This window comes from Galbibacter pacificus, assembly GCF_029603165.1.
Taxonomy (GTDB): Bacteria; Bacteroidota; Bacteroidia; order Flavobacteriales; family Flavobacteriaceae; genus Galbibacter; species Galbibacter pacificus.
Genome location: NZ_JAQSVC010000004.1, coordinates 208237 through 232456, shown reverse-complemented (window position 1 = coordinate 232456; position 24220 = coordinate 208237). Strand labels below are relative to the sequence as shown.

The 24220-nt window shown below is 39.2% G+C and carries 21 protein-coding genes; 14 read left to right on the top strand and 7 right to left on the bottom strand.

The annotated features are described in order from the left end of the window. Positions 1–89: 89 nt before the first annotated feature. Positions 90–1157 carry an isoaspartyl peptidase/L-asparaginase family protein gene (locus PSF86_RS12415; RefSeq protein ID WP_277900401.1) on the bottom strand — a complete coding sequence of 356 codons (1068 nt, stop codon included), beginning with the start codon at positions 1155–1157 and terminating at the stop codon, positions 90–92. 166 nt (positions 1158–1323) lie between these two features. Between PSF86_RS12415 and PSF86_RS12410 the strand changes: the two genes are divergently transcribed. Both PSF86_RS12410 and PSF86_RS12405 read left to right on the top strand, forming a co-directional pair. Further along, the gene (locus PSF86_RS12410) at positions 1324–1803 is read left to right on the top strand and encodes a CAP domain-containing protein (RefSeq protein ID WP_277900400.1); all 480 of its coding nucleotides are present in this window, start codon (positions 1324–1326) and stop codon (positions 1801–1803) included. Between the two features lie 100 nt (positions 1804–1903). Then, positions 1904–2446, top strand: a complete 543-nt coding sequence (locus PSF86_RS12405) for a 3-hydroxyanthranilate 3,4-dioxygenase (RefSeq protein ID WP_277900399.1) — start codon at positions 1904–1906, stop codon at positions 2444–2446. 25 nt (positions 2447–2471) lie between these two features. Here PSF86_RS12405 and PSF86_RS12400 read toward each other — a convergent pair whose 3' ends face one another. Then, entirely contained in the window at positions 2472–3506 is a 1035-nt protein-coding gene (locus PSF86_RS12400; protein ID WP_277900398.1) for a PepSY-associated TM helix domain-containing protein, read from the bottom strand. Between the two features lie 15 nt (positions 3507–3521). Then, on the bottom strand, positions 3522–5867 hold the full coding sequence (locus PSF86_RS12395) for a TonB-dependent receptor (protein ID WP_277900397.1): 2346 nt from the start codon (positions 5865–5867) through the stop codon (positions 3522–3524). Positions 5868–6099: 232 nt separating this feature from the next. On the opposite strand from PSF86_RS12395, the gene amaB reads away from it, so the two are divergent. Further along, positions 6100–7638, top strand: a complete 1539-nt coding sequence (amaB, locus tag PSF86_RS12390) for an L-piperidine-6-carboxylate dehydrogenase (RefSeq protein ID WP_407933331.1) — start codon at positions 6100–6102, stop codon at positions 7636–7638. A 76-nt stretch (positions 7639–7714) separates the two neighbouring features. On the opposite strand, the gene PSF86_RS12385 is transcribed toward amaB, so the two are convergent. Further along, positions 7715–8704, bottom strand: coding sequence for an acyl-ACP desaturase (locus tag PSF86_RS12385; RefSeq protein WP_277900396.1), 990 nt, complete (start codon positions 8702–8704; stop codon positions 7715–7717). 351 nt (positions 8705–9055) lie between these two features. Here PSF86_RS12385 and PSF86_RS12380 point away from each other — a divergent pair, with 351 nt between their 5' ends. Both PSF86_RS12380 and PSF86_RS12375 read left to right on the top strand, forming a co-directional pair. After that, positions 9056–9949, top strand: coding sequence for an OmpA family protein (locus tag PSF86_RS12380; RefSeq protein ID WP_277900395.1), 894 nt, complete (start codon positions 9056–9058; stop codon positions 9947–9949). Positions 9950–9980: 31 nt separating this feature from the next. Next, the gene (locus PSF86_RS12375) at positions 9981–10469 is read left to right on the top strand and encodes a helix-hairpin-helix domain-containing protein (protein WP_277900394.1); all 489 of its coding nucleotides are present in this window, start codon (positions 9981–9983) and stop codon (positions 10467–10469) included. Positions 10470–10526: 57 nt separating this feature from the next. On the opposite strand, the gene PSF86_RS12370 is transcribed toward PSF86_RS12375, so the two are convergent. From PSF86_RS12370 to PSF86_RS12360, 3 genes are all read right to left on the bottom strand, one after another. Then, positions 10527–11258, bottom strand: a complete 732-nt coding sequence (locus PSF86_RS12370; protein ID WP_277900393.1) for a metallophosphoesterase — start codon at positions 11256–11258, stop codon at positions 10527–10529. Positions 11259–11445: 187 nt separating this feature from the next. Then, the gene (locus PSF86_RS12365; RefSeq protein ID WP_277900392.1) at positions 11446–12582 is read right to left on the bottom strand and encodes an ATP-binding protein; all 1137 of its coding nucleotides are present in this window, start codon (positions 12580–12582) and stop codon (positions 11446–11448) included. A 125-nt stretch (positions 12583–12707) separates the two neighbouring features. Continuing rightward, entirely contained in the window at positions 12708–13463 is a 756-nt protein-coding gene (locus PSF86_RS12360) for an SDR family NAD(P)-dependent oxidoreductase (protein WP_277900391.1), read from the bottom strand. 268 nt (positions 13464–13731) lie between these two features. On the opposite strand from PSF86_RS12360, the gene PSF86_RS12355 reads away from it, so the two are divergent. From PSF86_RS12355 to PSF86_RS12315, 9 genes are all read left to right on the top strand, one after another. Further along, positions 13732–14808, top strand: coding sequence for a DUF4382 domain-containing protein (locus tag PSF86_RS12355; protein WP_277900390.1), 1077 nt, complete (start codon positions 13732–13734; stop codon positions 14806–14808). A 153-nt stretch (positions 14809–14961) separates the two neighbouring features. Further along, complete coding sequence (locus tag PSF86_RS12350; RefSeq protein WP_277900389.1) at positions 14962–15963, top strand: AAA family ATPase; 1002 nt, start codon at positions 14962–14964, stop codon at positions 15961–15963. A gap of 89 nt (positions 15964–16052) precedes the next feature. Further along, positions 16053–16919: a DUF58 domain-containing protein gene (locus PSF86_RS12345; protein WP_277900388.1), complete on the top strand. Its 867-nt coding sequence runs from the start codon at positions 16053–16055 to the stop codon at positions 16917–16919. A 21-nt stretch (positions 16920–16940) separates the two neighbouring features. Next, complete coding sequence (locus PSF86_RS12340) at positions 16941–18608, top strand: hypothetical protein (RefSeq protein WP_277900387.1); 1668 nt, start codon at positions 16941–16943, stop codon at positions 18606–18608. Continuing rightward, positions 18609–19610, top strand: a complete 1002-nt coding sequence (locus tag PSF86_RS12335) for a vWA domain-containing protein (protein ID WP_277900386.1) — start codon at positions 18609–18611, stop codon at positions 19608–19610. A 3-nt stretch (positions 19611–19613) separates the two neighbouring features. Then, positions 19614–20663, top strand: coding sequence for a VWA domain-containing protein (locus PSF86_RS12330; RefSeq protein ID WP_277900385.1), 1050 nt, complete (start codon positions 19614–19616; stop codon positions 20661–20663). Beyond that, positions 20638–21612 (top strand): tetratricopeptide repeat protein, encoded by a 975-nt coding sequence (locus PSF86_RS12325; RefSeq protein ID WP_277900384.1) that lies wholly within the window; start codon positions 20638–20640, stop codon positions 21610–21612. Before PSF86_RS12330 ends, PSF86_RS12325 begins: the two co-directional genes overlap by 26 nt. A gap of 2 nt (positions 21613–21614) precedes the next feature. Beyond that, a complete protein-coding gene (locus PSF86_RS12320; protein ID WP_277900383.1) occupies positions 21615–23402 on the top strand; it encodes a BatD family protein in 1788 nt (595 codons plus the stop codon). After that, complete coding sequence (locus tag PSF86_RS12315; protein ID WP_277900382.1) at positions 23399–24181, top strand: tetratricopeptide repeat protein; 783 nt, start codon at positions 23399–23401, stop codon at positions 24179–24181. Before PSF86_RS12320 ends, PSF86_RS12315 begins: the two co-directional genes overlap by 4 nt. Positions 24182–24220: the final 39 nt, after the last annotated feature.

Genomic DNA, 24220 nt, shown 5'->3' with positions numbered 1-24220 from the left:
ATGCTTTATATGAGGTAAAAGTACATCAGAATAAATATTTTTACCCTCTAATTAATCGATTTTTTTATAAATGTTCTGTATGTTTTGCTTTATTCGCCATAAACCCCGATGTATAGTTCGCCTTTGGCATTCATGGTTGCACGGTACATTCCGGCAGTATTAAACTCCATGGCCACATTTCCTTCATGGTCTATGGCAATAATGCCGCCATCGCCACCTAGTTCCGGCAATTTTTGCTGAATAACGGTTTGGGCGGCTTCCTGTAAACTTTTCCCGCCATATTCCATCATGGCAGAAATATCGTAAGCTACAACCCCACGAATAAAGTATTCGCCCCATCCGGTAGAAGAAATAGCGCATGTTTTATTGTTTGCATAGGTTCCCGCACCAATAATTGGTGAATCGCCCACGCGCCCCCAGCGCTTATTGGTCATTCCTCCAGTCGAAGTTCCAGCGGCAAGATTCCCATTTTTGTCCAATGCGGCACAGCCAACAGTCCCAAATTTTTCATCTTTAACATATGGGTCGTAAAAAGCAGTTTTGTCATCATGGTCAAGCGCTACTTTTTCTCTTTCCTGTGCCCGTTTTAAGGTTTTCATTCTGTTTTCGGTATAAAAATAAGAGGAGTCAACCAGCTCGATTCCCTGTTCTTTTGCAAATTGTTCGGCACCTTCCCTTGCAAACATTACATGGTCTGAATTTTCCATAACGGCCCTGGCCAGGTCGATAGGGTTTTTTACCGTGGTTACCCCGGCAACAGCTCCGGCGTTTAGGGTCTTGCCGTCCATAATGGAAGCGTCGAGCTCGTTTTTTCCATCATTGGTAAAGACAGCTCCTTTCCCGGCATTAAAAAGGGGTGAATTTTCCAGAACATTGATGGTTTTTTGAACTGCATCAAGGCTGCTCCCGCCTTTTTCCAAAATAGCATAACCGGTTTTTATGGCTTCTTCCAATTTTGCTTTGTAGGCCGTTTCCATCGAATCGGTCATGTTTTTTTTCAAAATAGTACCGGCACCACCGTGAATAACAATTCCGAAGTTACTTTTATTGCTTTCTTCGGTTGGGGCTGGGCTAGGTTTTTGAGTATTTGAAGGTGTTTTTTGGTTGCAGGACGAAAAAAGCAATATCAGAAGAAAAAGACTAGCAATATTTTTCATGAAACTTCGTTATATTTACGGTATTACGATACTAAAATAGTTTATTCCCAATTCTTTTCCCAACTTCATTACTTTTTCTTTTATAAGAATAATTTCAATTCTTTAAAGGAAATATGAGATTTTACGGCCCCTTTTCTGATACATGACCGTTTAAAACGTATCAGGTATGAAAAAATATATTTTTGCAATATGCATTGTAATGTTGTCGTGCTCTAATGAAGAAGTGGGGGAATTGGAGCAGGAATATGTTACGGCCAACACCAATCCCGAGCTTGAAGCCGCCGTTATCGATGAGGTAAACAAGTATAGAAACAAAGAGGGGTTGAACAGTTTGGAATACGATGCCAGTATTTATAAATATGCTGCCGAGCAAACCCAATATATGGTAAGTACCGGAAATATAAACCATAATAATTTTGAAGGTCGGGCAACACTTTTATCAAAATCTACCCAGGCTGAAGCGGTCTCAGAGAATGTGGCCAAAAATTATCCGGATGCCCAATCGGTTGTATCGGGTTGGATTTCCAGTAAAGGGCATCATAAAAATATAATTGGCAACTATACACATACGGCAGTTTCGGTTGCAAAAGATGCCAAAGGGACATTGTATTACACGCAGATTTTTTACAAATCGCCGTCCAAATAAAATCAATATCAAAAAAAGCAGACGTTATTTTCTTTCTTAACGGGGAGTTGATTAATTTTAAATAAAATTTTTGTTGTTTAAATAATCAATGTTCAAAAAAATGGCTATCAAAAAACCTTTCAATTTAAATAAATGGGTAGAAGAAAACAGGGATCTGCTGAAACCGCCCGTGGGAAACAAAAACCTGTACAAAGAAGCCGATGACTATATCGTTATGGTGGTTGCCGGGCCAAATGCCCGTAAGGATTACCATTATAACGAAACCGAAGAGCTTTTCTATCAAATCGAGGGGAATATAGAAGTTCATGTACAGGACGGGGGTAAAAAGCACATAATGAAGCTTGGCCCGGGAGATATGTATCTGCACCCCGCCAAAGTACCGCATTCTCCCATACGCAAAGAAGGTTCGATTGGCCTTGTGGTTGAACGGAAACGAAAAGACCTCCATATTAAAGATGGGTTATTGTGGTATTGCGATAATTGCAACCATAGACTTTATGAGGTTTATTTTCCTTTAAACGACATTGAAAAAGATTTTTTAAAACATTTTAAGCATTTCTATAACGACAAATCTCTTAGGACCTGTGATAACTGTGGAACCGTAATGCCCGTTGACGAACGATATGTGGTAGGAGAAGATTAGGTTTTTATACTTGCGTCCAGATAGTTTATTGTTTTCTTCTGATATACCAAATAAAGTACCCCGTTATAGATAGAAAAGGCCCCGATAAACCAATAAAAGCATATAGTATTTTACCAAAAATCCCGGCATATTGACCAAAGTGTAAGGGTAAAATCATGCTGTTGAGCTTATATACTAATGGCTGTTCTTTGGTTTTTACAATTTGTTCAATGGCCCCGGTTGCATAATCTAACTGGATTTTGTTGTAGTACTGGCTATAAAAAAAAGGATCGTTGGCAAATGTTCCGTTTACGGTTATGGTCCCTTCTTTGGTCGATGGAAGCCGGATATAGGTGGCGTTAAAATCGGGAGTATTGTCTTGAATGTTTTTCAGAGATTTTTCTAAAGAAGCTGTTACTAAAGGCGATGCTGGGGTTTTGGCAGTAACCATGCCAGACTGGACTACTTTATAGGCCAAAAATATTCCTGTTATCACTAAAATTAAATTCAATATTAGTGCCCAGACCCCAACATACCTATGCATGGCAGAATAAAAAGAACGTTTGTTGGCAGTTTTGACCTTTGTTTTAAACAACAGTGTTTTTATAATTACTTTTCGGTACAATACAATGCCCGTGAGTATGGACAATAAAAAACATATGCCTGCAAACAAGACCAAAAACCTACCAATTAATCCAGCATGCAAAGAGTAATGGAGCTTTAAAAGCCATTTGGTAAAAAGGGCATTTTCGTCGATATTGCCTATTATGTTGCCTGTTTCCGGATGTACGAATACCAATCTTCTGGCGTCTGGGCGCCTTATATTAAAAACAATGGTTTCTCCCTTTTTAAAATGAATAATACGCGTATTCCAGTTGGGAAATTCCTGTTGGATATTGGCAATGGCCAAATCGAGATGTAAAACATCTGATGAAGCATCAACTTTGCACTCTTTAAATGTTTTGGAATCGAAATCTTCGTTAAAAATTAAAATAGAACCGGTAATTCCTAGAATGCATAAGAAAATACCGGCTATAATTCCGAAAACAGAATGATATTTTAAAAGTACTCTGTTGTTCACAAAAGATGTTTTACATTAAAGGTTTACAGTTAAAGAAAGATTGAACTGCGTTCCGTTGGCTTTTATGTAATCTCCGTCCCTCGCGGCCCATTGAGCTATTAAATTGTAATAATCTTCGTTGAATAAATTTCTTATACCCAGCCCTATTTTGGTTGAAGGAGTTAGCTGGTAATGCGAGGTTAGGTTTACAATATTAAAACTTTCCACTGGACCTTTTCCGTAGGTATAATCTCCGTTATCGTTTGGATCAAATTTATTTCTATCACCGCTGTAGATATAAGATAGTCTTACATCAAATTTGTTCTGCCAATTGTAAGCCAGATAAGTTACGGTCTTTATGGGTGGTATTCTGTCGCCGCCCATGTATGTGTTGTAATTTCCATTGTCTTGGCTGTCAATTTTACCTTCGGTATACGATACGGAAGTACCAAAATCCAGATTTCGTAGCAATTCGGTGTCCAGGGCAAGTTCAAACCCATAAACTTTTTCGGGCTGGCGTAAAATTTCAAAAGCACCGCTTTCGGTTTCGCTGTATGTTGAGCCTAAATCGGAGGTGCTTATAAAATATGCACCGCTTAAGCGGGTTTTCCCTAGCCGGCTATTAAAACCAACTTCGTAATTATTGGCAATAACGGCTTCAGAATTAATCTGACTAACCGTATTTTCGGTGGCAGAGCGCAAAGTTCTGCCCAGGTCGGCTATAGAAAAACTCTGCGAAAAGCTAACAAACGGTTTAAAAATAGACCATTTGTTGTATCTTAATCCAACATTAAATGTTGTTGCGTTATAATCCAGTTCACCGCCTTCAATAGCCACGCCGCCACTGTTTGGCGTTGTCTCCCCAAGATTGTATCTTTCAAGGGTTACATAGCTCGGGATGTCTATTTTAATGTTTTCGAAACGGATTCCCGCCTTAAACACAAAGTTGCCATATAGGGTTTTTAATTGTGCATAAGGGGCAAGGTTTTTCATGTCCATTTCCGGAACCCATGCACGGCCATCGACCAGCAGTTGAGAAGTATTGTCGTTTAGTGCATCCAAGCCATACAATAAATCGCCAGTTACGCTTCCGAAGGCATAAGAGGTTTTAAAATTAAAACGGGCCCCTTTTTTAGTTGAAACAATACTGGATTGTCCGCCGTCGTACCCAAGATTGGGGTCGTAAAAACTATCGGTATACCCATAAACGGTTTTAAAATCCTGAAGATAAAGATTCAACCTAAAATCAGTGTTCTTAAAAATCTGTTCATAATCATAGGTAAGTTGTACATTGTGGTTGTAACGATTTCCTTGGTCTTCGCCCGGATCTTCGCCAAGTACACCAATTGTGGGGGTTACCCCATATTCTCCTAATTGGGCAATATATTGCGTGTCTTGATTGCTGCTGAAATAATTATACATCAACTCAATAGACTGTTTGTCTGTAATAGAATAATCTATCTTTCCAAACAAACTGTATTGGCTGGTTTCCCCCAAGCCATAATAAGGAGACATAACAACTCCGTCCGAATCTTTGTAGACACCGGTCTGCCTAAAACTTCCGCTGGCAACATATTTTATTTTGTTGAGGTGGCCAGCAAAAGTTTGAGTAATGTTTGAGCCTACGGTATTGTCGATATCTACCAACGAACCTTCTGCGCCAATGGTTGTCGTGCTTTCAATTTTTTTTCCGGTTTTAGGTTTTTTCGTGATGTAATTTAAAATTCCGCCATCGGCACCATTCCCATAAATGGCGGTAGCGCCTTTTATAACCTCTATGCGTTCTATGGTGCTTGGATCAATAGTATTAATGTCCCTGCCGCCCCTTCTTAAAGGCGTAGATTGCGGAATCCCATCTATTAGCACAAGCATGTTTCTACCCCTAAGCGTTTGGCCTACGCTACTGGTTTGGTTTGTGCTGAGTGCTATCCCTGGAATTTCGGTCAAAACATCGGCTACGCTATTACTGGTCTGGGCAAGGGTTTGTACTTGTCTGGAAGATAAAACTGAAACCGATGAAGGTACTTCGTCCAGTGTTTCGCGCGTCCTGTTGGAAGTAATTACAACTTCATTTAATTCTTCCAATGTTTCATTCAGTATTATGTTAAGTTCGAGTCTTGAAGAAGAAACAACATTTATTTTTTTACTGATGGTTTCATAACCTATGGCCGAAAACTGTAGCGTATAACTTCCGTCTTTGGGCAAAGCTATTTCGTAATCCCCATTATTATCTGTGGTTGTTCCCTTTTGGGTTTCCTTTACCAAAACAGATACATACGGAACCGAAATGTTATTTTCGTCGGTTACATTTCCATTTACTATTGGCTGTTGGGCGTAGCCTAAGCTAGCCATTAACAGGCAAAGCAGGACAATATGTTTCATTTACTGTTTTTATTTAGATTGCTTTAAAATAAGAAGCAAAAATACTATCATTTATTCACCCGCCAAACCATTTATAAGTATTTTTGAAGGATACAAAGAAATTTTACAAGAGCTAGTATAAACTCAAAATGAAGGTTTATAGATAGATATGAATGCTTTCCATAAAGAATTCATATATTTAGTGAAATTTGAAACAAAAACAACATAAAAAGTTATAAAAATGATGATTGAAATGACTTCAAAAATATCTGAAACATTACAACAACTCGGTCTGGAAACCATTAACAACGGAACTTCAACGGGAAGCAACTGGTTTTCTGGCGGTAGCGCAATTGTTTCTGTTTCTCCGGTTGATGGGCAAACCATTGCACAAGTAAAAGCAACTACCAAAGAAGATTATGAAAAAGTAATAGGCACGGCCGAAAAGGCCTTTAAGGAATGGCGTAAAGTTACGGCCCCACAAAGAGGGGAGGTGGTTAGGCAATTTGGAGACAAACTCCGGGCAAATAAAGAGGCGCTTGGTAAATTGGTTTCCTATGAAATGGGAAAATCTTATCAAGAAGGTTTGGGAGAAGTACAGGAAATGATAGATATCTGCGATTTTGCAGTTGGGCTTTCGCGCCAACTTCATGGTTTAACCATGCATTCGGAGCGCCCAGGGCACCGCATGTACGAGCAGTGGCATCCCATGGGGGTTGTAGGCATTATTTCGGCATTTAACTTCCCTGTGGCCGTATGGTCATGGAATACTGCCCTTGCATGGGTTTGTGGCGATGTGTGCATTTGGAAACCATCAGAAAAAACCCCGGTTGTCTCAGTTGCTTGCCAAAAATTAATTGCAGAAGTGCTTAAGGAAAACAACCTTCCGGAAGGAATATCGTGTTTAATTACAGGAGACTATAAAGTAGGCGAGTGGCTCACCGACGATAAAAGAGTACCATTGGTTTCGGCTACGGGATCTATACGCATGGGGAAAATAGTAGCGCAGGCAGTAGCGGCCAGATTGGGGAAATCGTTGTTGGAACTTGGCGGAAACAACGCCATTATTGTTACCCCCGATGCCGATATTAAAATGACGGTTATCGGTGCAGTATTTGGTGCGGTTGGAACTTGCGGGCAACGTTGTACTTCCACCAGAAGATTAATTGTACATGAAGCTGTTTACGAAGAAGTTAAAAATGCCATTGTAGATGCCTATAAACAGCTAAGGATAGGAGATCCGTTGGACGAAAACAACCATGTTGGCCCATTGATCGATAAAGATGCCGTAAACAATTATTTAGACGCCCTTAAAAAAGTACAGGAAGAAGGTGGGACTATTTTGGTTGAAGGTGGCCAGCTTGAAGGAAATGGTTACGAAAGCGGTTGTTATGTCAAGCCCGCAATTGCCGAGGCAAAAAATGATTATAAAATTGTACAGCACGAAACTTTTGCACCCATTTTATACTTAATGAAATACAACGGAAGCATAGAAAATGCCATTGAACTACAAAACGGGGTTGTTCAAGGACTTTCTTCGGCTATTATGACCAATAATTTACGGGAAGCCGAGTATTTCTTGTCGCATCAAGGCTCGGATTGTGGAATAGCAAATGTAAACATAGGTACCAGCGGAGCAGAAATTGGTGGTGCATTTGGCGGTGAAAAAGAAACCGGCGGCGGCCGCGAAAGCGGTTCCGACGCTTGGAAAGTTTATATGAGGCGACAGACCAACACTATTAATTATACCATAGAGTTGCCTTTGGCACAAGGAATTAAATTCGATCTGTAGGAAACCTCACAGGATATTAGATAAAATTCAAAAAAAAGACCGCCACAATTTTTTATTTGTGGCGGTCTATATATTTTTATAATACCCCGTTTGCCTCGACCCACTTAAAAATATGGGGATCTTGTGGAACTGCCATTCTTTCGGAAATCCTTTTTAATCGATCGGGTAAAGCAACCAGGTAATCCCTGGCTTTTTCGGCCTTATCGTTTAATTCCCTTACTTTGTCGATTTCCCAATATTGGTTAAGTCGCTGTAGAATATCTATATAATCAAAAGTGGTGTAAACGCCCAGTCTTTGTGCGGCATTCGAGAAATTTTCGAAGGCACTCCCAATTTGGTCGCCAGATTCGCGTACAAACTGTGCAGGCATAACAATTTTTCTTTTCATCATATCTGCAAAGGCAATCATTATTTCGCTGGGGTCGTAATCAAAAATAATTTTCACAAATTCACGATAGGCCAAATGGTGCCTCATTTCATCGCCCGCAATAACGTTGCACATTTTTGCCAGCATTTTATTGCCTCTTTTTTTGGCCAATTGCCCCACTCTTTTATGCGAAATATTGGTTGCCAGTTCTTGAAAAGACGTATAAATAAAGTTTTTATAGGGGTCTCTTCCGGTTCCAATATCAAAACCATCGGCAATCATGTGCTGCGTGGTTTTTTCAATTTCTTTCATGTCAACACGGCCAGACAGGTATAGGTACTTATTTAAAACATCCCCGTGCCTATTTTCTTCGGCAGTCCAGTGGCGTACCCATTTAGACCAGCCGTTACGGGCATGTTGGTCTACGCCTTCAACATCCATTAACCAAGATTCGTATGTGGGAAGTGCTTCTTCGGTAATGGTGTCGCCAACCAAAACTACCCAAAAGTCGTACCCAAGTTCTTGGGCTTCGCCTCTTATCTGCCTTACTTCTTCATAAAAGTTTTCGCTTTGTGAGTCTGGAAGGAAATCGGTAGGTTGCCATATTTGATCTACAGGTATAAGGTACTGTTCCAGAAAAGAGTCTACCCTCTTTTCTATGGTTTGCATTACCTCAAGTCTTATGTTGTGCAGTGACATACTTCTTTATTTTAAAGGTGGTAAATATCGTATTTCTTTATTCTAAACACGAATACTTTTAAAAATTTCTACAATTAATCCTTTAATATCAATTATTTGATTGTTCTTAGTTGTTGATATTCAGTTTTTTAGGTTGGTCTGTTAAATATTTGGTAAGCTAAATAAAATACGCTTAAGAAGTGTGAAAATTTCTTTGGAACCTTAATTAAAGATACAAAATTTTATGCAATCTCATGTTATTTTATAATTATCATAACTGTTTGATATAAAGTTTTTTAACAAAATATGCCATTTATACAAAAAAAAAGTTAAATTTGAGTGTAAGAAACTATTAATCAACCATCTGTAATTATGAAGTCTCTGTACATAATCGGGATCTTGCTCACTATAATCATTGGTTCTTTTTTTAATTGGGTTTTATGTTGTGATATAGTCACCGAGGAAGTGGAAATCGACGAAGTGGTAGTTGTGGAAGAGAAAGCCCCGGTTGTAAATCCGCTTATTATTATAGACAGTACCGGGAGCTTTAATTATGAGGCCAACGATAATTTTAATTTTAACGCTTCCGATTTTATTATTTTAAGGCCGCTTGAACAAGGGGTCGAAGATGGGGTAATGCAATTAAAGGAGTATGTAGGCAACGATGCTTCAAAATTTGTAAATGTTACCGGATATTACGAAAATTCCGAAACCAATAATTCTGCATTTCCAAACTTAGGATTGGCCCGTGCAAATGCCGTAAAAAATCATTTAATAGCACAAGGAATATCATCTAAAAAAATCAATACGTTTGGAGAATTGCAAGACGGGCTTCCAAAACAGGATAGTATATATGTTGGCCCGGTTTCATTTTTAATAACAAACGACGCCAATGTAAAAGATGCCGAACTCATTGTAAAAAATATTAAAGAAAATCCAATCGTGCTGTATTTCGATACCGGCAAGAGTACTATTTCCTTATCGGAAGAACAACGCTTGAAATATCAGGATATCGTTAGGGCAATGGATAAAGTAGACGATGTTTCGGTTTTGATTGTCGGGCATACAGATAATACCGGAAATGCCGAACAAAACATGGTTTTAGGAAAAAACAGGGCCGAATTTATAAAGGCGTATTTAGTTAAAAACGGAATCCCATCCGAAGAAATAGTTACGGTATCCAAAGGACAAGAGCAACCCATTGCAACCAATGATACGGAAGAAGGCCGTGCCGAAAATAGAAGAACCGTAATAACAATAAAATAGTAACACTAACCATCCAAAATTTAAATACATTATGAACTGGTGTTTGATTATCCCGTTAATTGTAGGCCTTATTTGTGCCATATTAGGTTATTTATTAGGAAGGCTATCTTCCGGAAACAATAATGCCGAAATAGATGCCTGGAAGAAAAAATATGCAAAACTGGAAGCCGATCTGGCAGATTGCAGGTCTAAATTATCAACGCAGCCCGCAGTTGCCGTTATTCCTTTTGATGCCGGCCTGGCAAAATCGGTTTTTGGAAAAGCGATTAAACAAGACGATTTAAAAATTATTGAAGGCATAGGCCCTAAAATTGAAAAATTATTTCAAAAGCACGGTATTGTTACCTGGAAGGCCCTGTCTGAATGTAGGGTGGAAAAATGTCAGGAAATCTTAGATTCGGGAGGAAAAGCCTTTGAGATACACCGGCCCGGGACATGGCCAAAACAGGCTCAACTTGCGTATGAAGGTAAATGGGCGGAGCTTTTAAAATGGCAAGACGAACTTAAAGGAGGAAAATAAAACGATAAACTAACCAACCAAAATAAAAGAAGGCATTGTTGAAAAGCAATGCCTTTTTTAGTTTCTCCCTTTTTCATTTGGGTACAGCTCGTTTACATTGTCGCTCTGCCAATATTCTTTGGTATCTACGTCCAGAATGGTAAGCGGACTTTTATAAGCGGCCCCGGTGTCTATGTTCCAAACTTTGTCGATATTTACGGGAATGGTCTCCCCAATACGGATGGTGGGTGTATGCCCAATATAAATTTCGCTGTAATGACGCAACCGTTGCGGATAAAACATGTTGTCTTCTGTTAAGTTTTTATCCATGGCCAGTACCATTTCCCATAAAGAACGGTCCCAATAAGCCATTTTTGGAAAATATTCGTTCGCAACTCCATGCGCATTGGTAAATCCCGCATGTACAAACAACCTGTTTTGCCCATCGATATGATAATTTTCCAACGATTCCAAAAAATTTAAATGAATGCGTAACATTGCTTTGTCCAGTTTATCGTAGGCATCAACAGTTGCCTGCCCGCCATGAAACAGCCAGGCTTCGTTTTTTTTATGCGTTTGAAGCCAATCCAGAAAAAGGGCATCGTGGTTTCCTTTAATAAAAATGCATTTATTGGTATCCCGTAACTCAATTAGCGTATTAATTACCGCCGGCGATTCGCTCCAGCCATCCACATAATCGCCCAAAAAAACAAGACGGTCTTTTGGAGAGACCCCCGCTCTTTCCATAACTTGCTTTAATGCCTTGTAAGCACCGTGTATATCGCCAATGACCAACGTTCTTCCGTTCATTTATAATTTTTTAAAATCAGTTAAACCATATTTAGTGTGAAATTACAATTTAAGATTGGGAATGGGGCTCGGACAATAAAAAAATCTTTTGAAGAATTAATGGCGTAATAAAATAAAGATTATGTGAAAATATAAACAAAAGTAGATGGCATCAGGAGGTAATCTGGCTCTTTTGGGGCTTGGCCGGCTATGAATAATCTACTTTTCTTAAAATACGCAAAGCCTCTTTTAACGAAGCATACACATCTTTGTTGTGTTCTTTTACGTACCAGCGGTAATCTTCCAACATTTGTTTGGCACCGTTAAACCCGTTTAAATAGCAAATTAAGTGCGTGGCAGGAATGTTTTTTAAATCTTTTTCGTCCTGATTGTTTAATGGAAGCCCTTTTTTTAGTTTTTCTAAAATAGTGTTGTTGGTATTAAAAATATGATATAGCATTTTTCTATCGTATTGCGGGGGCTCGAATATCAACGTGCTGTCTATTTTGTATGAACCATTGTCATGAAAACAGATTTCAACCTTTTCCAATGGATAGAACTTTTTATGGTTGTTCAAGCCAAGTTGTACATATTCTGTGGTAGAAAAAGTATTGTCGTCATAATTTATTTCAACTTCATCCAAAGCCGAATAAAATAATTTTACCTGTTCGTTTATAAGTTCAATATCAACCCGGGAATAATATGTTTTATCTTTCACCTTTTTTTCTATGCCCGCCCAGCATACTACAAACTGCTCCTTAAAAACCTTGTAGCTAGAGCTTAAATCGGCGTGTTTGTTGTTCAAAAAATCAATAACCCCGTCCAGGGTAAGCTCGATGTTGTTTTTGGCATGTTGTTCTATTTCGGCAACAATGGCAGAATTGGTATCTTTTATTTCAATATCAAATACTTTGGGCATGCTCATGCTTCCGTCCCTAAAAAAAACAGAACCGCCCCAATATTTCCAGATGTTTTTTTTAAGTGCCGCGAGTTTGCCCGAAGACCTAATGGTAACCAATCCAACCACTTTTCCTTCTGGGAGCTGGGGAAAATAAATGTTTTCATAAGAGACAATGGGGGCATTGTCAATGTAGGCATTTACCAAATTCTGGATTTTACTATCGTCAAAAAAATCGACCCCAACAATTTTATTGTCTTCATCCTCAACGCCCACAACAATAAAAGAATTGTTTTTGGGGTTGGAATTTGCCAAGGCACATAAATGTTTTATAAACTTTGCCTTGCCTTCCTTGTCCCCGATATTTATAAAACGCTTTTTATCGTAAAAACTATTCTCATCGTTGTGAGCCAATAGGTTTTTTACCAAGAGACGTTTATTAATCATAATAGCAATGTATGCATAAAGAGTTCCCTCTAAAGATATAAAGTTGAAGTGTAAAGCAAAAGAACTATGGCATTTTACTTTCTTTTTTCATTATAAATAGGATCCGCACCTTAAAAAAACAGTTGCTAATTTTTGTTTACAATCGTACTGGTGGCCTGGTCGGTAGGCATTACGATAAGGTCGGCAATATTAACATGTGGCGGTCGTGAAATGGTAAAGTAGATTATTTCGGCAATATCTTCAGGAGTTAAAGGCGTAAAACCCTGATATACGGCATTGGCCCGGTCTGTGTCGCCTTTAAAGCGGACCTTGCTAAATTCGGTTTCCACCAAACCAGGGTTTACGGCGCCAACACGTATCCCGTGGGCATGTAAGTCTATGCGCATTCCTTGGTTAATGGCATCTACCGCATGTTTGCTGGCACAATACACATTGCCGCCGGGATATACCTCTTTTCCGGCCGTAGACCCAATATTGATTATATGTCCCGATTTTTGTTGTACCATTCCGGGGATTACCGCCTTAGATACGTACAAAAGCCCTTTTACGTTTATATCCATCATGGCATCCCAGTCGTCGATATCGCCTTTGTCAATAGGCGACAGTCCATGGGCGTTCCCGGCATTGTTAATTAAAATATTTATTTTTTTAAATTCTTCGGGAAGGGTTTTTATGGCCTCTAAAACGGTATCTTTATCCCTTATGTCAAATTGCAGGATGTGCACTTTTACAAAAGTTGAAAGTTCCAGTCTTAAATTCTCAAGTCGGTCGGTCCTTCTTCCGCAAAGAATTAAATCAATGTTATTGTTGGCAAATACTTTGGCCGTGGCCCTGCCAATACCACTTGTGGCGCCGGTAATAAGTGCAATTTTATTTTTCATGCTCATTTTTTTTGCTGAAGGGGTTTATCTTTCTTCTCAAATAAGGTCATCCCGAAATCTGTAAACAGTATCGTTTGCAGTAAGTTAAGGTGATTTTTAAAAATAGAACCCCGTTAATCTAAATTACGGAAAAATATAAAGCATCATTATTTAACAATCAATCTTAACATTCGTTAACATCTATAAGGTGTTAAGCTCCCGTAGATAATAGCAGACCGCTTGCGCAAGGTGTTCTTAAAACTTAAATATTAATTAAATAAACCTATTTATGAAAAATCTTAGAAGATTGTCGAGCAGCCTACTTATGTTATTAGCAATATTATTTGTTGCAACCAGTTGTAGTGATGATGATGATACCAACACAGATATCCCTTCTGATGAAATGTCTAACGTAACCGTGAGGTTAGTAGACGCGCCGGGAGATTATGAAAAAGTAAATGTAGATATTCAAGATGTATTGATAAACCGTACCGATGACGACGAAAGTGGTTGGGAAAGTATCGGGGAAATTAATGCAGGAGTATACGATTTGTTGGAACTTACCGGTGGGGCCAGTGTGATTTTGGCCGAAAACGAAATTCCAGCGGGCGAAATTGAACAACTCCGTTTGGTATTGGGGGACAATAATACCGTAGTAGTTGATGGAGAGGAACTTCCATTGGATACGCCAAGTGCCGAGCAGTCAGGGTTAAAGATCAAATTCGACGATGTTGAACTGGACGGCGGATATTCGTATGAAATTATTTTAGACTTTGATGCCGAAAAATCTGTGGTAGAAGCAGGAGAATCAGGGAAATATATTTTAAAGCCTGTTATCAATGCAAGTACCGAAGTAAATTCGGGTAGAATTGCCGGTGCTGTTGTTCCAACAGATTACCAAGTATTGGCTTCGGTAGTAACCGAAGAACAAGATACCATTACAACCTACACGGACGATAGCGGTATTTTTGTGTTGAACGGCGTGCCTGCCGGAACTTACGAAGTGGTTTTAACCCCCGATGAAGCATCTGGTTATGCTGAGGTAACGGTTCCAGATGTAGCCGTAGAAAACGGTGAAGTGGCCGATATAGGTTCTATCGAGCTGGAAGCAGTAACCGGAGGAAGCATTACAGGAACGGTAATAAATGCCGATACAACCGTAACAGCCTCTGTAATTGTAGATGATGAAGTTGTTTCTGCCGATACAAACGCAGATGGGGCATTTACCTTAGAAGGCGTTCCAGCAGGAACATATATTTTAACGTTAACTCCTGCCGAAGGATCAGCCTTTGGGGAAATGAGCATTGAAGCCGTAGAAGTTGTAGACGGAGAAGCAACCGCCGTAGGCGATATTACCCTTCAATAGTTAATAAACTACAAAAAAAATACTAAGAGTAGCCTAATCTTTAGGCTGCTCTTTATTTTTTAACCAATTGTTAACAGCGTCAGTCTAAATAAATTTTCAATTTGCGTCATATTATTGTTGGTGTTATCTTAACGCCTTAAAAAATTAACATAAATGGAGCAAAATACTACATTAGACATTAATGCTATTAATGAAAAAATAGAAAAAGAAAGTGCTTTTATAGATGTTTTAACCTTAGAAATGAACAAGGTCATTGTGGGGCAAAAGCACATGGTAGAACGATTGTTAATTGGTTTATTGGGGCAGGGACATATTTTACTGGAAGGTGTTCCCGGACTTGCCAAGACACTGGCTATTAATACTTTATCCAAGGCAGTCCATGGTACTTTTAGCAGGATACAATTTACGCCAGACCTCTTACCTGCCGATGTGGTAGGGACTTTGATATACAATATTAAGGAAAACGACTTCTCCATAAAAAAAGGGCCTATTTTTGCAAATTTTGTTTTGGCAGATGAGATTAACCGTGCCCCCGCTAAAGTACAGTCGGCTCTTTTGGAAGCCATGCAGGAAAAACAGGTAACCATTGGCGACGAAACCTTTATCCTGGATAAGCCATTCTTGGTAATGGCCACGCAAAACCCGGTAGAACAAGAAGGGACATACCCGCTTCCCGAAGCTCAGGTAGACCGTTTTATGCTGAAAACAGTAATAAATTACCCTAAGTTGAACGAAGAGCAATTAATTATCCGTGCCAATTTAAAAGGCGAGTTCGACAAGGTAAATCAAGTGGTTACCATCGAACAGATAATAAGGGCACAAGAATCGGTTAGGGAAGTATATATGGATGAAAAGATTGAAAAATATATCTTGGACATCATCTTCGCAACACGTTATCCCGAAAAATATAATTTATCCGAATTGAAGCCGCTCATCAGTTTTGGGGCATCTCCAAGGGGGAGCATCAACTTAGCTACGGCGGCCAAATGTTATGCCTTTATTAAAAGAAGGGGGTACGTAATCCCAGAAGATGTCCGTGCCGTGGTTCACGATGTACTGCGACACAGGGTGGGGATTACCTATGAAGCCGAAGCCGAAAACATAACTTCTGAAGAGATTATAAATAAAATTGTAAACGAAATAGAAGTACCATAAGATTTTGGAACAGTGCACAATGATTTATGGTTTGGGAAATCGCTGGTCGTTAAAATCATAAATCGTAGGTTTAAATCTTAAATCGAAAAATGGATACTAAAGAACTACTAAAAAAGGTTAGGAAAATTGAAATAAAAACCCGCCGGTTGAGCGATCATATTTTTGGCGGCGAGTACCATTCTACCTTTAAAGGTCGCGGAATGACATTTAGCGAGGTGCGCAATTACCAATTTGGAGACGATGTGCGCAATATAGACTGGAATGTTACCGCACGTTACAACGAACCTTTTGTGAAAGTTTTTGAAGAAGAACGGGAGCTTACCATGATGCTGATGGTAGACGTAAGTGGATCCGAGCTTTTTGGGACTACCAATCAATTTAAAAAAGAAATCATCACAGAAATATCGGCTACATTGGCTTTCTCTGCCATGCAGAACAATGACAAAATTGGGTTGATATTGTTTTCGGATAAAATAGAATTATACATACCGCCAAAAAAAGGAAGGTTTCACGTACTTAGGATTATCAGGGAATTAATTGAGTTCGAGCCTGAAAACCACAACACAGATATCAACCAAGCACTTCGGTTTATGTCGAGTGTCAGTAAAAAAAAGGTAATATGCTTTTTGCTTTCAGATTTTATGGCCAACGACTATGAGCAGGCTTTAAAAATAGCCGCCAATAAACATGATATTACGGGCATTAGAATTTACGACGAAAAAGAAGAAAACATCCCAAATATCGGGTTTGTCCAAATGGAAGATGCAGAAACCGGAGAATTAATGCTTGTAAACACCAAATCTAAAAAAGTGAGAGACCAGTACGGGCAACATTATAAAGACCGTGTAAGCTATTTTCAAAACATATTTACCAAAAGCGGTGCCGGGGCACTGAGCAGCCGTGTAGGCGAAAGCTATGTGAAAAAATTATTGGGATATTTTAAACGAAGAGGATAAAAACGATTTTTTACAATAAGAATGACAGATTTGTTTTTTAATAAAAAGGGTGTTGAAATATCATTGCAGGCAAAAGTAAAGGCATTTTTGTTTGTTATGCTTTTTTGTGCCATAACAATGAGTGCTTTTGCCCAGTCTACGCCCCGGGTAAAATCTTCGGTAGATTCAACAACTATTAAAATTGGGGAGCAGGTTCATTTTAAGATAGAAGTTGAAACCGATACTACTGCGCAGGTTATTTTTCCAGAAGGACAGACCTTTATGCCGTTGGAAGTAGTTGAAGTACTTCCTACAGATACGCTTATCAATCAGGATAAATTCAATTTAATAAAAAAATATGCCCTCACTCAATTCGATTCCGGGCATTATACGTTGCCACGCCAGCAAATAATGATCAACAATAAACCCTATTTTACCGATTCATTAAAAATTGAAGTAAATACAGTTGCTGTAGATACTACCAAACAAAAAATGTACGATATAAAAGGGCTGGCGCAAGTAGATAAACCAATGGGCGATTGGTGGAAATGGCTTTTGCTGGGAATTGTTGCGGCGGCCATTGTAGGCGGATTGCTATATTGGTTTGTTTTTAGAAAAAAGCCATTGACCGAAGAAGAAAAAATTGCGCTCTTACCCCCGTACGACCGTGCTTTGGCCGAACTTAAAAAACTGGACGAGTCCAAATACCTTATTCAATCAGAATACAAAGAATACTATACAGAATTAACCAACATTGTCCGTTCGTACCTGGAAGACGATGTCCATATTTCGGCCATGGAAAGCACGACGGATGAATTGATAACAAAAATGGAGCTTCTGCGCGATTCGGGAAGTTTAAAGATCGACGACGATACCATTAAACAATTTAAAAACGTTTTACAAACTGCCGATTTGGTGAAATTTGCAAAATCCACTCCCGAAAATACCATTATTGACAGGGACCGGAAAACCATCGAGCATATCGTTGTAAAAACAAAAGAAGCCTTGCCCGAGCCAACCGAAGAAGAATTGATGGAGCAAGAAGAATACGTAGAAGCTTTTAAACAGAAAAAGAAAAAGCAACAGATTAAATATGCCATTGCATCGGGAGCAGTTGTGCTGGTGCTGGTTTTAGGAGTTTTTATATACAAATATGGCTTTTCCAGTGTAAAAGACTCCGTTTTTGGCCATCCTACCAAATCGTTGCTTGAAAGTGAATGGGTGGGCAGTTCTTATGGTTTTCCCGCTATTTATATAGAAACGCCCAAGGTGTTAAAAAGAGAAACGGGAACACCAAAAGGAGAAGCCCTTGGAACCAATAGTCACCAAGTATTCTCGTCGGGGAGCATGCATAACGGTTTCTTTGTTCAAGTGAGTGTGTCGACTTATAAAAAAGAGGCCGATTTTGATGCAAAGAAAGCAATTGATGCCGCTATAGCCCAAGTAGAAAAGGCGGGGGCAAAAAATATGGTTGTAAAGCAAGAAGGGCTTACCATCCCTACCGGGAAAGAAGGAAATAAGGTTTTTGGTACACTGGAAATAGAAAACCCCGAAACCAGGAAAAACAGAGAGGCCGCCTATATAATTTTAAGTTTTGTGCAAAACGGTGGTTTCGAACAGGTAATTATGGTCTATGATAAGGCCGATTTGTACGCCAATGAAATAGTAAACAAAATTACCAATTCAATAGATTTTAAAACGGAAAGCTAGATGTTTGAGAATGTTCAATTTGTAAATCCACAGTTCTTTTGGTTGTTTTTATTGCTTCCACTGGCTATTGTATGGTATATTTTTAAACGTAAAAAAGAAACGGCTTCCTTAAAAATATCCAGTATAAAAGGGTTTAAGGGATCGCCGTCTATCCTTGCCAAATTAAAGCCGGGCCTGTTTATTTTAAGGTTGTTGGCCTTGGCAGCATTAATTACGGCAATGGCAAGACCGCAAACCGAAGATGTTTCTACCCGTACCAAAACAACAAGGGGGATCGATATTGTTATGGCAATCGATGTTTCTTCGAGTATGTTGGCACGCGATTTGAAGCCTAATAGGCTGGCAGCATTAAAAAAAGTAGCGGCAGAATTTATAAAAGAACGTGTAAACGATCGTATTGGGCTGGTGGTGTATTCTGGCGAAAGTTTTACCAAAACACCCATAACAAGCGACAAGGCCATTGTGTTGAGGTCGCTTAACGATATAAAATACGGGCAGCTTGAAGATGGTACGGCCATTGGGATGGGGCTGGCAACATCGGTAAACCGCTTAAAGGATAGTAAGGCCAAAAGCAAAGTAATAATATTGCTGACAGACGGCGTAAATAATTCGGGTTTTATAGAGCCCCAGACCGCTGCAAGTCTAGCAATAGAATATGGCATAAAAACCTATACCATTGGCCTGGGGAGCAACGGCATGGCGCTTTCGCCAATTGCCTACAATCCCGACGGAAGCTATAGGTACGGAATGAGCAAAGTGGAGATTGATGAAGAGCTGCTTAAAAGCATAGCCGACGAAACCGGTGGCAGGTATTTTAGGGCGACCGACAATGAAAAGCTATCGGAGATTTATGAAGAAATAAATAAATTGGAAAAAACAGATATAGAAGAATTTAAATATTACAATTACCAAGAGAAATTTAGAATGTTTGCTTTACTGGCATGCGGGCTCTTAATATTTGAGTATTTATTGCGGTATACCGTTTTTAGAAGTTTTGTATAGATTATGTATCAATTGGATGAAAAAATATATTTCTATGTGCTGGTATTAATACCGGTACTGTTGTTGCTGTATTTAGGATTTAAATTCTGGCAAAAAAGGACGCAGAAGAAATTTGCAAACCCTATATTACTGGATAAATTAAGCCCAAACAAGTCAACTTTTAAATCGGTTGTTAAATTAGTGCTTGTATTGTTGGCCATAGCATGTTTGGCAATTGCGCTGGTAAACCCTAAAATAGGGACCAAGCTGGAAACTGTTAAGCGGGAAGGGGTAGATATTGTTTTTGCCATAGATGTTTCTAAAAGTATGGCTGCCGAAGACATAGCGCCCAACAGGTTGGAAAAAGCCAAGCGTATTGTTTCAGAAATTATAAACCATTTGGCGAGCGATCGTATCGGCATTATTGCTTACGCTGGTCAGGCACACCCGCAATTGCCCATTACTACCGATTATTCTGCGGCAAAAATGTTCCTACAGAGCATGAATACAGACATGATGTCTTCACAGGGAACTGCAATTAATGAAGCCATCGATTTGGCAACAACCTATTACGACGACCAAGACCAGACAAACCGTGTCCTTTTTTTGGTTTCAGATGGAGAAGATCATTCAGACATGGCGGTAGAATCAGTAGAAAAGGCAACCAAGGCAGGCATAAAAATATATACCATTGGCGTAGGGACCACAAAAGGCGGGCCTATTCCCGTCAGAATAAACGGTATCATCGATTCGTACAAAAAGGACAATTCCGGAGAAGTGGTGGTTACCAGATTGAACGAGGGAATTTTAACCGATATTGCCCAAGAAGGAAATGGCGAGTACATTAACGGGTCGAATACAGAAAAGGTGGTCGATTTTGTTACGGAAACATTGACCAAAATGGATAAAACAGAATTTGAGTCAAAACAGTATGCCGATTTTAAAGACCAATTTCAATGGTTTATTGCCGGGGCCATCCTGTTCCTGTTTATAGATGTTTTTATGTTGGAAAGAAAAACAGTTTGGATCCAAAAACTTAATTTATTTAATGAGAAGAAGGAAGATGAAAATTAAGAAATACATAGCCATATCAATTTTAAATGAAGCCGCAATTGATCCAAAAACAGTTTTTTTAACTATTTTGGCACTTTTTGCCCTGCTTGGTTTAAAAGCTCAAGATGCAACTGAAGAAAAATTGAAAGAAAAAGCGCTCGAAGAATCCATAGAATATACCTATGAAGGAAACGAAGCCCTTGCTGGCCAGGACGATGCGGTTGAAGCAGAAATGGAATACAGAAAAGCAATATCTAAAAGTGTAGACAATGCCAAGGCAAAATACAATTTGGGTAATGTATATTATAAAGACGATAGCATGGGAGAGGCTTTTATGCGTTATAAAGAAGCTGGAACCACCGCAAAGAGCAAAGAAGAAAAACACAATGCCTACCATAATCTAGGAAATGTGTTTATGAAGAACAAAGAATATCAAAAGGCGGTAGAAGCATATAAAGAAGCGCTTAGGAACGACCCTACAGATGAAGAGACCCGTTATAACCTGGCATTGGCAAAAGAATTGCTGAAAAAGCAACAAGACGAGCAAAAAAACAATCAGGATAATAATAAAGATAACAAAGAACAGGACGAAAATAAAGACAAACAGGACCAGGACAACAAAGACCAACAAGACAAGGATAAAAAAGACGATAAGAACGGAGAGGATAAAAAGGATGATGAAGGCGATAAAAAAGATGAAAACAACCAAGGAGACAATAAAGACGAAAAAGGTGACAATCCGGAAGATAAAAAGCAAGACGAAGGAAAAAACGATAAAAACGAGCAACAGAAGAAGAACCCCGGAGACAAGCCTCAACAACAGCAGCAACAGCCAAGGCCAAATCAGTTATCTCCTCAACAGGTAAAAAATATTCTTGAAGCCATGAACAACGAAGAGAAAAAGGTTCAAGAAAAAATAAATGCAGAAAAGGTAAAAGGGGCACCAGTAAAATCTGAAAAAGATTGGTAAAAATGAACGTTAAACTATTTATACTTACTTTTTTTATGTGCTTTTCCGGAGCGGTACAGGCTCAGGAAGAAGGCGTGAAATTCGAGGCCAAGGTTAGTAAGGATAATCTTGGTGTAAACGAACGTTTGCGTATAGAATTTACAATGAACAAAGATGGCGACAACTTTGTTCCGCCAGATTTTAACGGGTTCAGGGTTTTAATGGGCCCCAACCAATCGGTAAGCAATTCCTGGATTAATGGCAAGCGTTCCTTTTCAAAATCGTATTCCTACATACTTTCGCCTTTGGCAAAGGGAAATTTTACCATCAAGCAGGCAAAAGTAGAAATAGCGGGAGCAACCTATAAAACCACGCCCATAAACATTGATGTTACCGAGGCGGTTAACAATCCAAATGCACCGCCGTCCGCAGACGATATTGCCGATGACAACTTGCATTTGGTTGCCGAAGTTTCTAAGGCCGCCCCATACCTTAATGAAGCGGTAAGCGTGGTTTATAAATTGTATGTGAGCCCCAGCATTAACGTTTCCAATTTTATACCGAATTCCAACCCGACATACAATAATTTCTGGTCTCAAGATATCAAAGTGAGCAGGTTTCAGGTTGAAAATGGTTTGTATAAAGGAAAACAGTATCGTTACGTCGTTTTAAAAAGGGTGGTTCTGTACCCTCAAAAAACCGGAAGGCTTGAAATAGAGCCACTTTCGTTGGATGTAACCGTAGATGTGCCAACCAACAGAAGGGATATTTTTGGGGGAAGACTTTACACACAAACCCATAAAACAGTTACGGCAGGACAGCGTACCATTCGCGTGCAACCCTTGCCAGAAGAAGGAAAGCCCGCAGGGTTTACGGGAGCCGTGGGTCAGTTTAATTTTGACGTCATTGTTACCAAAACCGATTTAAAGGCTAGCGAATCGTTAACGGCTAAAATACAGGTAACCGGCAACGGAAATTTAAAACTGTTCGATTTGCCAAAACTTACGCTTCCCAGTTCTTTGGAAGTTTACGAGCCCGAATTTGAGGAAAAGGTGTCAACCTCTCTGGCAGGGATGAACGGAAAAGTCTCCGATAATTATACCATCGTGCCACAATACAAAGGAAAATACCCGATTCCCGGTGTAGCTTTTTCGTATTTCGACCCTAAAGAAGAAAAATATAAAACGGTAACCTCAAAACAAACACTTATAAATGTATACGAAGGACCTTCTGCCGCACAAGCCGATAATGCTGTGGCTTCAAATGGACCGGGAGTAACAAAGCAACCCATTTCAGCAGCGGCAAATCAATTTAGGTTCATCAAATTAAATACAACCTTAACACCCAAGGACGCCAAAGTGTTCTTTGGTTCAACTTTATTTTATGTCATTCTGTTTGGGCCACTGCTTTTAATTCCCATAGCAATAACAATTGGCAGGAAACGTGCCGAAATGGCTAGCGATGTAGTGGGTAACCGTGTGAGAAAAGCAAACAGGCTTGCCAAGAAATACCTTTCGGAAGCCAAAAAGAACCTAGGGAATAAAGAAGCCTTTTACGAATCGTTGGAGCGGGCCCTGCATAATTACCTTAAGGCAAAGCTAAAAATTGTAACATCAGAGTTCAGCAAGGAAAAAATAAGCGAGCTACTCTTATCCAAAGGAGTTGAAGATGATGTTGTGGACAATTTTATAGCGTTGTTAAAAAGTTGTGAGCTGGCCAGGTATTCCCCAAGTACAATTGCAGAAATGCAAAAGGATTATGAAAAGGCCGCCGAAGTTATATCGTTAATAGACAAACAATTTAGGTCATGATAAGAAATGGTAATAAAATACAAATGGGTATTGCCATGGTATTGTTTTTCATGGTTATTGCCCCTGTTTTTGCCCAAAACGAGGATTTGTTTATGGCCGGGAACGATTTTTATAAAAACGGAAAATACCAAGAAGCTGTTGAAAAATACCTGCAAGTTTCTGAGAACGGAGAACAATCACCGGCATTGTATTATAATTTGGCAAATAGTTATTACAAGCTTAACCAGATAGCGCCCAGTATATATTATTATGAAAAGGCCCTGTCGTTGGACCCCGACGATGAGGATATAAAAAACAACCTTACGTATGCCAAAAATATGACGGTCGATGCCATAGACGTAATGCCCCAAACAGGAGTCGATAAATTGGTTGAAAATGTAATAGGCAGGCTATCCTATAATACTTGGGCAGTTCTTTCCATAGCCTTTATGGTATTATTTGTAGTGCTGTTCCTTTTGTATTATTTTTCCCGCTATCAGTTAAAAAAACGTTTTTATTTTGCCATTAGTGCGCTTTCTTTAATAGCTTCATTATCGAGTTTGGGATTTGCCTTCAATCAACATGGAATAGCCCAAAGCAACAATCCGGCAATTGTTTTTGCAAAAGAAACTTCTGTCATGTCCGAGCCCAATATGGGCAGCGAAGAAGTGTTTTTGTTGCATGAAGGTACGAAGGTGAATGTTATGAATACCTTGGGCGAATGGAAAAAAATTAAACTGGCCGATGGAAAGATCGGTTGGATTCCTTCATCAGAAATTAAGGAAATAAAAGATATTTAAAAGAACCTTAACACAAAAATTGCATATTTATTATATCTT

Coding starts and splice junctions, on each gene's coding strand:
- PSF86_RS12415 (WP_277900401.1), bottom strand. CDS start 1,157: ATGAAAAATATTGCTAGTCTTTTTCTTCTGATATTGCTTTTTTCGTCC.
- PSF86_RS12410 (WP_277900400.1), top strand. CDS start 1,324: ATGAAAAAATATATTTTTGCAATATGCATTGTAATGTTGTCGTGCTCT.
- PSF86_RS12405 (WP_277900399.1), top strand. CDS start 1,904: ATGGCTATCAAAAAACCTTTCAATTTAAATAAATGGGTAGAAGAAAAC.
- PSF86_RS12395 (WP_277900397.1), bottom strand. CDS start 5,867: ATGAAACATATTGTCCTGCTTTGCCTGTTAATGGCTAGCTTAGGCTAC.
- amaB (WP_407933331.1), top strand. CDS start 6,100: ATGACTTCAAAAATATCTGAAACATTACAACAACTCGGTCTGGAAACC.
- PSF86_RS12385 (WP_277900396.1), bottom strand. CDS start 8,704: ATGTCACTGCACAACATAAGACTTGAGGTAATGCAAACCATAGAAAAG.
- PSF86_RS12380 (WP_277900395.1), top strand. CDS start 9,056: ATGAAGTCTCTGTACATAATCGGGATCTTGCTCACTATAATCATTGGT.
- PSF86_RS12375 (WP_277900394.1), top strand. CDS start 9,981: ATGAACTGGTGTTTGATTATCCCGTTAATTGTAGGCCTTATTTGTGCC.
- PSF86_RS12370 (WP_277900393.1), bottom strand. CDS start 11,258: ATGAACGGAAGAACGTTGGTCATTGGCGATATACACGGTGCTTACAAG.
- PSF86_RS12365 (WP_277900392.1), bottom strand. CDS start 12,582: ATGATTAATAAACGTCTCTTGGTAAAAAACCTATTGGCTCACAACGAT.
- PSF86_RS12360 (WP_277900391.1), bottom strand. CDS start 13,463: ATGAAAAATAAAATTGCACTTATTACCGGCGCCACAAGTGGTATTGGC.
- PSF86_RS12355 (WP_277900390.1), top strand. CDS start 13,732: ATGAAAAATCTTAGAAGATTGTCGAGCAGCCTACTTATGTTATTAGCA.
- PSF86_RS12350 (WP_277900389.1), top strand. CDS start 14,962: ATGGAGCAAAATACTACATTAGACATTAATGCTATTAATGAAAAAATA.
- PSF86_RS12345 (WP_277900388.1), top strand. CDS start 16,053: ATGGATACTAAAGAACTACTAAAAAAGGTTAGGAAAATTGAAATAAAA.
- PSF86_RS12340 (WP_277900387.1), top strand. CDS start 16,941: ATGACAGATTTGTTTTTTAATAAAAAGGGTGTTGAAATATCATTGCAG.
- PSF86_RS12335 (WP_277900386.1), top strand. CDS start 18,609: ATGTTTGAGAATGTTCAATTTGTAAATCCACAGTTCTTTTGGTTGTTT.
- PSF86_RS12330 (WP_277900385.1), top strand. CDS start 19,614: ATGTATCAATTGGATGAAAAAATATATTTCTATGTGCTGGTATTAATA.
- PSF86_RS12325 (WP_277900384.1), top strand. CDS start 20,638: ATGAGAAGAAGGAAGATGAAAATTAAGAAATACATAGCCATATCAATT.
- PSF86_RS12320 (WP_277900383.1), top strand. CDS start 21,615: ATGAACGTTAAACTATTTATACTTACTTTTTTTATGTGCTTTTCCGGA.
- PSF86_RS12315 (WP_277900382.1), top strand. CDS start 23,399: ATGATAAGAAATGGTAATAAAATACAAATGGGTATTGCCATGGTATTG.